The 11,811-nt window shown below is 75.9% G+C and carries 7 protein-coding genes; 1 reads left to right on the top strand and 6 read right to left on the bottom strand.

Features of this window, described 5'->3' with window-relative positions:
• Window positions 1-41: 41 nt before the first annotated feature.
• From holA to aztD, 5 genes are all read right to left on the bottom strand, one after another.
• Window positions 42-983: a DNA polymerase III subunit delta gene (gene holA / locus ACFUVW_RS04265; protein WP_430570113.1), complete on the bottom strand. Its 942-nt coding sequence runs from the start codon at window positions 981-983 to the stop codon at window positions 42-44.
• Between the two features lie 179 nt (window positions 984-1,162).
• Entirely contained in the window at window positions 1,163-3,775 is a 2,613-nt protein-coding gene (locus ACFUVW_RS04260; protein WP_430570112.1) for a ComEC/Rec2 family competence protein, read from the bottom strand.
• Window positions 3,772-4,953, bottom strand: a complete 1,182-nt coding sequence (locus ACFUVW_RS04255) for a ComEA family DNA-binding protein (RefSeq protein WP_430570111.1) — start codon at window positions 4,951-4,953, stop codon at window positions 3,772-3,774. The genes ACFUVW_RS04260 and ACFUVW_RS04255 overlap by 4 nt, the downstream gene beginning before the upstream one ends.
• Window positions 4,954-5,035: 82 nt before the next feature.
• The gene (locus ACFUVW_RS04250; protein ID WP_430570110.1) at window positions 5,036-5,926 is read right to left on the bottom strand and encodes a DegV family protein; all 891 of its coding nucleotides are present in this window, start codon (window positions 5,924-5,926) and stop codon (window positions 5,036-5,038) included.
• A gap of 49 nt (window positions 5,927-5,975) precedes the next feature.
• Window positions 5,976-7,301 (bottom strand): zinc metallochaperone AztD, encoded by a 1,326-nt coding sequence (gene aztD / locus ACFUVW_RS04245; RefSeq protein ID WP_430570109.1) that lies wholly within the window; start codon window positions 7,299-7,301, stop codon window positions 5,976-5,978.
• Between the two features lie 150 nt (window positions 7,302-7,451).
• Here aztD and ACFUVW_RS04240 point away from each other — a divergent pair, with 150 nt between their 5' ends.
• A complete protein-coding gene (locus tag ACFUVW_RS04240) occupies window positions 7,452-9,275 on the top strand; it encodes a helicase HerA-like domain-containing protein (RefSeq protein WP_430570108.1) in 1,824 nt (607 codons plus the stop codon).
• A gap of 16 nt (window positions 9,276-9,291) precedes the next feature.
• On the opposite strand, the gene ACFUVW_RS04235 is transcribed toward ACFUVW_RS04240, so the two are convergent.
• Window positions 9,292-11,763 carry a glycogen/starch/alpha-glucan phosphorylase gene (locus ACFUVW_RS04235; RefSeq protein ID WP_430570107.1) on the bottom strand — a complete coding sequence of 824 codons (2,472 nt, stop codon included), beginning with the start codon at window positions 11,761-11,763 and terminating at the stop codon, window positions 9,292-9,294.
• Window positions 11,764-11,811: the final 48 nt, after the last annotated feature.

The following is an 11,811-nucleotide window of genomic DNA, read 5'->3' as shown; positions in this document are numbered from 1 at the left end:
CTTCGCGCCTCCCCGGGCCGCTGTGAGCGCAGCGGGCGGTGTCAGCCGCGGCGGGAGCGGGCGATCGTCAGCACCGCCTTCTCGACGGCGTAGACCGGGTCGCGCCCGCCGCCCTTGACGTCGGCGTCGGCCTGGGCGACGGCGCCGATGGCCGTCGCGAGCCCCTCGGGGGTCCAGCGGGAGAGGTCCCGCTGGGCGTTGCGCACCTGCCAGTCCTGCAGGCCCAGCTGGCGCGCGGTGGCCGCGCCGCCGCGGATGGCCGCGACCCGTGCCAGGGTGCGCAGGCGCAGGGCGAGGGCCGCCACGATCGGCACCGGGTCGGCGCCCGTCGCCAGGGCGTGGCGCAGCAGCGCGACCGCGCCCCCCGTGTCCCCCGCGACGGCGGCGTCCGCGACCTTGAACCCCGTCGCCTCGACCCGGCCGCCGTAGTACCGGTCGACCACGGCCTCGCTGATGGTGCCCGTCGTGTCCGCGACGAGCTGTGAGCAGGCGGACGCGAGCTCGCGCAGGTCCGTGCCCAGGGCGTCGACGAGCGCGCGGACCGCCGCCGCGTCCGCCCGGCGACGCGCGGCGCGGAACTCCGCCGTCACGAACTGCACCTTGTCGGCGTCCTTGGAGATCGGCTCGCACTCGAGCACGGGGGCGCCGCTGGCGACGATCGCGTCGAGCATCTTCTTGCCCCGCTGCCCTCCCCCGTGCACCACGACGACGACCGTCTCCGGGTCGGGCGCCGCGACGTACGCGACCACGTCCGCGACCAGGTCCTCGGTGGCCGCCTCGGCGCCCCGCACGACGACGACGCTCGGCTCGCCGAACAGCGACGGGCTGGCGGCGACCGCGAGCTGGCCGGCGGCGTACGTGCCGCCGTCGAGCTCGGCCTTCTCGGTGCTGGCGTCGCGCTCGCGCGCCAGGCCGACGATGCCGTCCACGGCCCGCTCGGCGAGCAGCCCTTCCGGCCCGCGGACCAGGAGCACCGGCGCCAGCGTGGGGTCGTCCCACGACCGGCTGTTCGCCGCGGACCTCCCCTTGCGGGCGGGACGGGACTGGCGGGACGTGGAGGCGGCGGGCACGCCCCCAGCCTGCCACGAACCGCCGACTCTCCCGCTCGCTCGCGCCTCCCGCGCCGTGCGGTGCGGTGCCGGGCCGGTCTGCGGAGAGCCCGTCACCCGCACGCGAGGCCGATCCCCTCGCCACGGCTGACGAGCGCCGCGGTGCCGCACTCGTCGGTCCGCACCAGCGCGGACCCCGAGGCCGCGTAGAGGGCGAGCGCGTCGTCCGTCGGGTGCCCGTAGGTGTTGTCGGCGCCGACGCTCACCAGCGTGACGCGGGGCGACAGGTGCCTCGCGAGCGTGGCGGACTGCGACCGCGACCCGTGGTGGGCCATCTTCACGACGTCGACGTCCGCCGCGCGCCCGGTCGCGGCGAGGTCGGCGGCGAGAGCGTCCTGTCCTGCCTCCTCCAGGTCGCCGAGCGCGACGACGTCGAGCCCGCCGGCCGTGCGCAGCTCGAGCGCGACGCTGGCGTCGTTGGCGCCGTCGCCCTCGTCACCACCGCCCGCCCCGCGCGACCACGAACCGGACGGCCCGCCCCGCGCGGCGAGCACCTGCCAGGTCACCGACCCGGCCGTCCCGCCGTCCCAGGCGGCCGCGGCCCGCACCGGCACCCCCGCGGCCGCGAGCTGCGACCGCGCACGCCCGGCCTGGCCGGCCGGCTCGTCGAGCGGCGAGACGAGCGCCGCCGTGACCGTGCGGCCGCGCAGCACGGACGCGAGCCCGCCCACGTGGTCGGCGTGGAAGTGGCTGAGCACGAGCAGGTCCACGCGCTCGACGCCGAGCCGGTCGAGGCACCGACCGGCCGCCTCGCCGTCGGGGCCGACGTCCACCACCACCGCCGACGCCGGGCCGGTGCGCACCGCGAGCGCGTCGCCCTGTCCGACGTCGCAGGCGGCGACCTGCCAGTCGTCGGGGACGGCGTGGCCCGCGCCGGCGAGCCGGGGCAGGGCGACCACGACGACGGCCAGCAGCGCGGCGCCCGCCAGGCCGGCGACCGCCGCCACTCGCCCGCGTCCGTGCCGCGCCGTCGCCCGCCGCACCCGCCGCCGGACCCGGCGCACGGCGCGCGGTGCGGCCTCCCGCCACTCGCGTCGCCAGCCCTCACCGGGTGGCCGGCGCAGGACGAGCGCGAGGACCCCGACCGTGAGCAGCGCCAGCGCCGCCACCCCGAGCGGTCCCGCGGGCCAGGGCAGGCGGGCGACCGGCACCGCGGCGAAGAACTGGGCCACGCCGGCGATCCATCCCGTCGAGAGTCCCGCCGACCACGCGACCGGCAGGGCGAGCCCCGGCGCCCACGGGGCGAGCAGCGTGGCCACGAGCCCGAGCACGGTGGCCGGGACCAGGGCAGGAGTCGCGAGCAGGTTCGCGGGTACCGACATCAGCGGCACGTGCGGGTCGAGCAGGAGCAGCACCGGCCCGCACGCGGCCTGCGCGGCCCACGGGACCGCGAGCGCGAACGCGAGCGGACGGCCCGTCCACGGCGCCAGCCGCCGGGCGAGCGGGCCCGCCAGGAGCACGAGCCCCGCCGTCGCCGCGCACGACAGGACGAACCCGTAGGACCGCGCGAGCCACGGGTCGACGACGAGGAGCACGGTCGCAGCCGCCGCGAGGGCCGGTGCACCCGACGACGGCCGCCCCAGCGCCAGGGCCAGGAGCGCGGCGGCGCAGGTCCACGCGGCCCGGAGCACGCTGGGCTCGGGCCGCACGAGCAGGACGAAGGCCGTCGCGGCCACCGCGACGATGCCGACGCGGACGGCGCGCGGGGCCCGCGCCAGCGCGCACAGGGCGGTGAGCGCGGCCACCACGATCGCGAAGTGGCCGCCGGAGACCGCGGTGACGTGCGTGAGGCTCGTGACCCGCATCGCCTCGTCGACGGCGTCGGGCACGCGGCTCGTGTCGCCGACGGCGACGCCAGGCACCAGCCCACGCGCCTGCGCGGACAGGGGGTCGGTGACGTCCAGCAGCGCCGACCGCATCGTGTGCGTCGCGCGCAGCAGGGCCGTCGGCGGGGCGCGCTCGGCCACCGGACCCGCCGCCGCCAGCCTGGCCAGCGGGCCGTCGCCCGCCTCGACGGGGCGCAGCACCCCCGACACCGCGACGGTCGCCCCGTACCGCGGCGCGGGGCCCGCCGCCGTGACCTCGACGAGCCCGGCGGCGGACGACACGATCCCGCGCGCCGTCACCTGCCGCACCGCCACCTGCCAGCGCTCGCCGTCGCCGAAGACGGCGGGCCGGGGCTCCGACACGACGCGACCGACCAGCTCGGCGTGCGCTCCCTGCCCTGCCAAGGAGCGCAGAGGTGCCTGCCGCGCCGCCTGGGCGTGCACCCCGAGCGCCACCGCCGCCAGGCACGCCAGCGTCACGACGACGTGCCTCGTCGCGGGCCGGCCGGCACCCGCCCGGGGCACCCGCCGCGGGCCGCGTCGAGCCCAGGAGGAGCGTGCGGACCACGCCCGGAGGAGGGCTGCCGCGCCCACTCCGGCGCTGCCGAGCACCGCCCCGACGGCCACCGCGCCGGCCCACCCCTGGACGGGACCGGTGAGCGCCCACGCCGCCGCCCACGCCACCAGGGCCGCGGGCACCAGCCGCAGGTCCACGCGCCGAGACGGCGGCGGAAGGTCCTTCCGTCGCTCGTCGGAGGCCTCGTCCGGGGCCTCGTCCGGGGCGGCGGCCACGGTCCCGTGCGGGGCCACGTCGGGGACGCCGAGCGACGGGCGCGTCACAGCGTGACCAGGTCACGGACCTGCCCGAGGACCGACGGGCCGATCCCGGACACCTCGTCGAGCTCGTCGACGCTGGTGAACGGCCCGTTCTCGTCGCGCCACGCGACGATCCGCTCGGCCAGGGCGGGGCCGATACCGGGCAGCTCCTCGAGGTCCGCCGCCCCTGCGGAGTTGAGGTTCACGGCGCCGCCCGGCGGCTCGCCCACCCCACCTCCGTTCCCGCTCCCGCCCGCTTCGTCCCCGCCGCCCGCGTCCGGAGAGCCGCCGGCCGCCGCAACCGCCTCCCCGGGTCTGGGCACGCGGATCTGCTCCCCGTCGACGACCGCCCGCGCCAGGTTGAGGGCCGCGGCGTCGGCGCGCCGGGTCGTGCCGCCGGCGGCGGCCACGGCGTCCGCCACCCGGGCTCCCGACGGGACCGTGACCAGGCCGGGCTCGCGCACCTCGCCCACGACGTGCACCACCACCGTGCCCGGCGCCGATGCCGCCTCGGGGGTGCCGGCAGCGGAGCCCGCGTCGGGGTCGCCCGAGCCCGCCGTGCCCGCTGTCGTGCCCGCTGTCGTGCCCGCTGTCGTGCCCGCTGTCGTGGTCGGGCCGGCGGACGGCGACGACGGACCGGTGGGGGCCGCGGACGACGCCCCCGCGTCGGCGAGGGTGATGACGTCGTCGGGCCGTGCGGTCGCGACCACCGCGACGACGACGGCCACGAGCAGGACGGCGACGGAGGCCACGACGGCCGCGCGCAGCCCGATCGACCAGCGCCGCGGGCCGCCACCGTCGTCGTGCCCGTCGACGGGGTGCCCGTGCGCCGCCGTGTACGCGGCGGCGACGTGCCGGGCCGACCGCCGGGCCCGCAGGCGGGCGGCGAGCTCGTCCTCGCCGGCGGGGGCGGCCCACGGTGCCGGACCGGCCGGAGGCCCGCCGTCGGGTCCGTCCAGGGGATCGCGCCCGGGTCCACGACCGGGAACAACACCGGAAACGGGACCGGGGAGCCCGCCGGCGTCCTCGCGCAGGGCGTGCCAGGCCCGCAGCCGTGCGGCGGCCTCACCGAGAGCCCGGTCCGGCACCGGCTCGGAGGCGCGCGGCCGGTCGCCATCCTCCGGCGGCGGGACGGTGTCCGGTGGCGTGTGAGGTGGCGGCGCGTCGGCCCCGCCGTGGTCGTGAGGCAGCGTGGTGGTCACGCGGCGACGCTAGGGTCGCCGCCCTCTCGACGGGCGCCGCGCGCGGCAACCTGTGGACGACGCGGCCCTGGGGGCAGGCTCCTCAGCGCACAGCGTCGCCGGGACGTCCGCCCAGCTCGGCGACGACCACGGCGAGGGCGCCCGGCCCGACGTGCGCGCCGAGCACCGCGCTCACGGGCGTCACGACCAGCTCGGCCCCGGTGTCCGCAGCCAGCCGGGCGGCGAGCTCCTCGGCCCGCTCGGGCACGCCGAGGTGGTGCACGGCCACCCCCGGCCGCTCGCACGTCTCGGCGCGCCGCACCGCGAGCTCGACGAGCCGGTCGGTCGCCGCACGGCGCGTCCGGACGCGCTGCGTCATCTCGATCACGCCGTCGCGCATGCCGAGGATGGGCCGCACCCCGAGGGCGGTGCCGAGCGCGGCCGCGGGGGCGGAGAGCCGCCCGCCGCGGCGCAGATGGTCGAGCGAGTCCACGAGGAACACGGTGGTGCTCGACCCCGCGACCTGCCGCGCGCGGGCAGCGACGGTCGCGGCGTCGTGCCCGTCGGCAGCGCACCGGGCGGCCTCCAGCGCCGCGAACCCGAGCGCCATCGCGACCGTCCGCGAGTCGACCGCCTGCACCGGGATCATGGCGCGCTGCCCGGCGGCCGCGGCGACCTCCACGGTGCCGGACAGCGCCCCCGACAGGTGCACGCCCACGACGGCCCGTGCGCCGTCGGCGGCGAGCTCCCGGTACGCCGCGGCGAACTCGGACGGCGCGGGCTGCGACGTGCTCAGCCGCTCGCCGGCGGCGATGCGCGCGGCCACCTCCTGCGGCGTGATGTCCACGCCCTCGCGCCACGACTCCTCCCCCGCGACGACGCGGAGCGGGACGACGACCGGCGCGGCGGCGCCGTCGTCTGCGGCAGGCAGGCAGGCGGTCGAGTCGGTGACGACGCGGACCGCGCCACGCTCGACGGGGATCTCGAAGGACATCGGCGGGAGTCTACCGACGCCGCCCGGGTCGCCCCGGGCGGCATCGTCGTCACTCGTGCTCGTGTGCCTCGTCATCGTGCGCCTCGTCATCGTGCGCCTCCGCGTCGCCCGAGACACCGGAGATCTCGTTCGGCGCGACGTCGAGCTGGACGGACTTCCAGACCTCGCCGGTCTCCACGTCGACGGCGTGCACCGACTTCGTCGCCGGGTCGGTGACGTACACCGAGCCGTCGAGGGCGAGCACCGCCGGTCGCGGCTCCTGCCACTCGAGGGGCTCCTCCCAGGCGTCGATCACCGGGATCGAGCTCTCGAGCTTCCCGCTCTCCGGGTCGATGACGTGCAGCGCGCCGTCGGTGCCCAGCACGAGCGCCTCGCCGTCGTCGCCGCGGGCGAGGGACCGGAACGTGTAGCTCGAGGGCAGGTCGACCAGCGACAGCTCCCCGGTGCGCGTGTCGACGAGCGAGACGCGCGTGGGCCGCTCCAGCTCGGCGTCGGGGTCGACCTTGTAGTCGCCGAGCACGATCGGCGACTCCTCGGACCCGGCCTGGTTGCCGATGCGGCCGTAGGCGTCGGGCGCCTGCACCTTGGTGAGCTCGCCGTCCGCGTAGACGAGGACGCCGTCCTCGCAGCCCACGACGACGGCCTCGTCGGCCGCGACCGCCTCGCCGTGCACGCCCGGGCAGTCGTCGCTGGCGGCGATCTCCCGGTCGTCGGCGTCCAGGACGCGCACCCCGGAGCGCGCCTCCTCGGTGCCCTCGGTGACGAGGAGCGAGTCGTCGGAGAGCTCGACCGCGACGCCGTGGTGCGCCGACGGCGTCGTCAGCTCGCGGGCGGGCGCCTCGCCCTCGGCCACGTGGGCGGAGTCGAGCACCCGGACCTGGCCGGTCCCGTCGTCGAACAGCACGGTGCGGCCACCGTGCACGACGACGTGGCCGGGCTCCTCCGCGGCGTAGGTGACGTCGGTCAGTCGCGGCTCGGAGGTCCAGTAGTGGTGGTGGTCGCCGTGCGCCTCCGCCCACGCGCCGAGGTCCAGGGCGCGGAACCCGCCGGTGGTGGAGGCGAGCAGGTGGCGCCCGTCGCCGGCGGGGTTGAGCCGGGTGAAGCCGTCCAGCGGCAGGTCCGCGACCTGCTCCAGCGTCTGGGCGTCGAGGACGACGACGCCGCCGTCGTAGGTGAGCGCGATGCGGGCGGTCGCGGCGGCGGCCTCGGTGGCCTGCGCGGTGTCCTCGGCGGACGGCTCCACCGACGCTCCGCCGTCGGCGGGGTCCGCGGACGCGCAACCCGCCAGCGTGAGGGGGATCGCGAGGGCGAGGAGGCCCGCGACGGGCGGTCGGCGCCGGCCGGCGGTGCGGGTGGTGCGGGTGAGGGCAGGCATGCGTCTCTCTCCAGGTCGGGGCAGCACGAAAGGAACCATATGAGAACGATTCCCATGTGCTCGAGTAGTGAAGCAGATGTGAGAACGGTTCTCAACCTCATCCCGCTCCTCGCCGCGCACCCGGTGCAGGCGCGCGCTAGCGTGCGGGCCATGGCCGAGGGGACACTGCCCAGCGACGACGCCGACCTCGCCGCCCTGCGCGCGGCCGCCGCGCAGGCCGCCGCCGAGGCGGCCGAGGCGAAGGCGGCGGCCGCCCAGGCGGCTCTGGAGGCGGCTGAGGCCGCGAGCAGGGACGCTCCGCAGGACGCCGGCCGGCCGGACCCCACGACCGCAGACCCCGCGCCCGCCGACGCCGCGCCGGCCGACCCCACGAGCGCCGTCCCCGCGGCGCCGCCGTCGTACGCCGACGAGGTGCGCGCGGGCTACGCCTCCGACGCGCCGACGCTGCCGCTCGGTGCCCTGCTGTCCGGCCCGCTCGGCGGCGAGCCGACTGCCGACGCGACCGTCCAGGTCGGCTTCCCGCTCGCGACGCTCAACCGCCACGGGCTGGTCGCGGGCGCCACGGGCACCGGCAAGACGAAGACCCTGCAGGGCATGGCGGAGGGCCTGTCGGCGCAGGGCGTCCCGGTCTTCCTCGCCGACATCAAGGGCGACCTGTCCGGACTGGCCGTCGAGGGCCCGGACAACCCCAAGGTCGCCGCGCGGACGGCGAGCATCGGGCAGGCGTGGACGCCGACATCTTTCCCCGTGGAGTTCTACTCGCTCGGCGGCCTGGGCACGGGCGTGCCGATCCGCACGACCGTCACCGACTTCGGCCCGCTGCTGCTGAGCAAGGTGCTCGGCCTCAACTCCACGCAGTCCTCCAGCCTGGAGCTGATCTTCCACTGGGCCGACACCCAGAAGCTCGCCCTGCTCGACCTCAAGGACCTGCAGGCCACCATCGCGCACCTCACCTCCGACGAGGGCAAGCAGGAGCTCAAGGGCATCGGCGGCGTCTCGGCGGCCACCGCCGGCGTCATCCTGCGCGAGATCGTGGGGCTGCAGGCGCAGGGCGGCGACGTGTTCTTCGGCGAGCCCGCGTTCGAGACCGCCGACCTGCTGCGCACCACGCCCGACGGCCGCGGCCTGATCTCGGCCCTCGAGCTCCCGGGCGTGCAGGACCGCCCCGCGCTGTTCTCCACCTTCCTCATGTGGCTGCTGGCGGAGCTGTTCCAGGAGCTGCCCGAGGTGGGCGATCCCGACAAGCCCCGGCTCGTGTTCTTCTTCGACGAGGCGCACCTGCTGTTCACCGGCGCGTCCAAGGAGTTCCTCCAGCAGGTGGTCCAGACGGTGCGGCTCATCCGCAGCAAGGGCGTGGGCGTCTTCTTCGTCACCCAGTCCCCCAAGGACGTCCCGGCCGACGTGCTCGCCCAGCTCGGCAACCGCGTGCAGCACGCGCTGCGCGCCTTCACGCCCGACGACGCGAAGGCCCTGCGCGCGGCGGCCCGCACGTTCCCCACCTCGCCGTACGACCTCGAACGACTGCTGCAGTCGCTCGGCACGGGCGAGGCCGTCGTCACGCTGCTGGACGAGAAGGGCGCGCCCACCCCGGTCGCGTGGACCCGGGTGCGCGCGCCGCAGGCGTCGATGGACCCGGCACCGCAGCAGGTCCTCGACGCGGCCGTCGCGGCGTCACCCGGTCAGGCACGCTACGGCGCCGCCGTCGACCGCGAGTCCGCGTACGAGCTGCTGCAGGCGCGCGCCGCGCAGGACGCCGCCACCCACGAGGCGGCGGAACGCGCCGCCGAGCTCGAGAAGGAGGCGACGCGGGCGCGCAAGCAGGCGGAGGCCGACGCCCGGAAGGCTCAGAAGGCCTCGCGCTCCGGCTCGACCTCGCGCGCCCGCAGCCCGATGGACGCCATCCTCACCACCGTCGGCACGACCCTGGCCCGGGAGATCACCCGCACCGTGCTCGGCACGCGCCGACGGCGCTGACGCCCACCCGCCGTGGTCAGTCGGTCGTCAGCGGCGCGGCGTGCCAGATGCGGTCGAGATAGTCGCGCACGGAACGGTCCGAGGAGAAGAAGCCCGACCGCGCCACGTTCAGCACGGCCGCACGGCTCCACGCGTCCGGGTCGGCGTACGCGCGCTCCACGCGCTCCTGGGCGTCGAGGTAGGACTGGTAGTCCGCGAGCACCATGAACCGGTCCTCGGTGAGCAGGTTGGACACGATCGGCTCGAAGACCGACGCGTCCCCGCCGGAGAACGTGCCGCGCGCGACGAGGTCGAGGGCACGGCGCAGCGACGGGTTCTCCTCGTAGTACGTCGACGGGCGGTAGCCCGCCTCGGCGACGGCGCTCGCCTCCGGCTCCGTCAGCCCGAACAGGAAGAAGTTCTCGTCGCCGACGAGCTTGCGGATCTCGACGTTCGCCCCGTCGTCGGTGCCGATGGTGAGCGCCCCGTTGAGCGCGAACTTCATGTTGCCCGTGCCGGACGCCTCCTTGCCGGCCAGGGAGATCTGCTCCGACAGGTCGGCCGCCGGGATCAGGGTCTCGGCGACCGTGACGTTGTAGTTCGCCGGGAACGCGACCCGCAGCACCCGGGAGACGTCGGGGTGCGCGGCGACGACGGCGCCCACGTGGTTGATCAGCGCGATGATCTCCTTCGCCATCACGTAGCCCGGGGCGGCCTTCGCGCCGAACACGACGGTGCGCGGCGTGACGTCGCCGAGCTCCAGCTCCCCGGACGTGATGCGGTCGTAGATCGTCACGACGTGCAGCAGCTTGAGGAGCTGGCGCTTGTACTCGTGCAGCCGCTTGACCATGACGTCGAGCATCGTGCCCGGGTCGATCGCGACGCCGTCGCGCGCCGCGAGGAAGGAGACCAGCCGGTCCTTGTTCGCCGCCTTGACCTCCCTGAACCGGCGGCGGAACTCGGTGTCGTCGGCGAAGGGCTCCAGCTCGCGCAGCCGGTCGAGGTCGGTGACCCAGCCGTCGCCGATGGCCTCCGTGATCAGCCCCGACAGCCCCGGGTTCGCCAGCTTCACGAAGCGGCGCGGGGTGACGCCGTTGGTGACGTTGGTGAACTTCTCCGGCCAGAAGTCGGCGAAGTCGGCGAGCACCTTGTCGCGCAGCAGCTGCGAGTGCAGCTCGGCGACGCCGTTCACCTTCGACCCGCCGACCGTCGCGAGGAACGCCATCCGCACCGACCGCTCGGGGTGCTCGGCGATGATCGACATGCGCCGCACCAGCAGCTCGTTCCCGCCCGAGCGCTCGCGCACCTGGGCGAGGAACTCCTCGTTGATGCGGTAGATGATCTCCAGGTGCCGGGGCAGCAACCGCCCCACGAGCTCGACCGGCCACACCTCCAGCGCCTCCGGCAGCAGCGTGTGGCACGTGTAGGCGAAGCAGCGCTGCGTCACCTGCCAGGCGTCGTCCCACTCGAACCCGCGCTCGTCCACGAGGATCCGCATCAGCTCCGGGATCGCGATGACGGGGTGGGTGTCGTTGAGCTGGAAGACGATCCGGTCGGGCAGGTCGTGCAGGTCGAACTCCGGCGGCAGCAGCTGGTCGATGAAGTCGCGGATCGAGCAGGCGACGAAGAAGTACTGCTGCTGCAGCCGCAGCTCCTTGCCCTGCGGCGTGGAGTCCTCCGGGTAGAGCACCTTGGAGATGTTCTCCGCGAACGTCTGCGCGCGCACCGCCTCGGCGTAGTCGCCGTAGTTGAAGATCTTGAGGTCGAACGCGTGCGTGGCCCGCGCGCTCCACAGCCGGAGCGTGTTGACCCGCCCGTTCCGGTAGCCCGGCACCATCGAGTTGTACGGGACGCCGAGCACCTGCCAGCCCGGCACCCAGCGCGAGCGCTCGCGGCCGTCGTCGTCCGTGTACTTCTCGGTGTGGCCTCCGAAGCCGACGGTGACCTCGTGCTCGGGGTGCGCGAACTCCCACGGGTCGCCGTTGTCCAGCCAGGTGTCCGGTTCCTCGACCTGGCGGCCGTCGACGAAGGTCTGCCGGAAGATGCCGTACTCGTACCGGATGCCGTACCCGATCGCGGGCACGCTCATCGTCGCCAGCGAGTCGACGAAGCAGGCCGCCAGCCGGCCCAGCCCGCCGTTGCCGAGCCCCGGCTCCACCTCCACCTCGCGCAGCTCGTCCAGGTCGAGCCCCAGGCTGGCCAGCGCCTCCGCGGCGACGTCCTGCAGCCCCGTCGCGATCAGCGCGTTGTCGAGCTGCCGGCCCAGGAGGTACTCCGCCGACAGGTAGGCCACCGCCTTCGCCTGCGAGCGGTACTGGCTCACCGTGGTCTGCATCCACCGGGACATCAGGTAGTGCCGCACCGTGCGCGCCAGCGCGAGGTACCGGTCGTTGTCCGTGGCCCGCTCCAGGATCGTGCCCTGGGAGAAGTTGAGCTCGTGCAGGTACTCGCGGACGAACCCCTCGACGGTCGGTTCCGGGCTGGTGATCAGAGGCGTGGTCTCGGTCACGTCACGACAGTACACAGCCTCGGTGCGGCCGGCCCGACCCGACGCCGA

The sequence above is a fragment of the Isoptericola sp. NPDC057391 genome, from assembly GCF_042668085.1.
Classification (GTDB): domain Bacteria; phylum Actinomycetota; class Actinomycetes; order Actinomycetales; family Cellulomonadaceae; genus Isoptericola.
Note: the sequence above shows the minus strand (reverse complement) of the source record. Positions and strands in the feature narration are given on the sequence as shown.

Bases quoted from the DNA above. Each gene is read 5' to 3' on its own strand.
- ACFUVW_RS04250 (WP_430570110.1), bottom strand. From the start codon at position 5,926: ATGTCCTTCGAGATCCCCGTCGAGCGTGGCGCGGTCCGCGTCGTCACC.
- ACFUVW_RS04240 (WP_430570108.1), top strand. From the start codon at position 7,452: ATGGCCGAGGGGACACTGCCCAGCGACGACGCCGACCTCGCCGCCCTG.
- aztD (WP_430570109.1), bottom strand. From the start codon at position 7,301: ATGCCTGCCCTCACCCGCACCACCCGCACCGCCGGCCGGCGCCGACCG.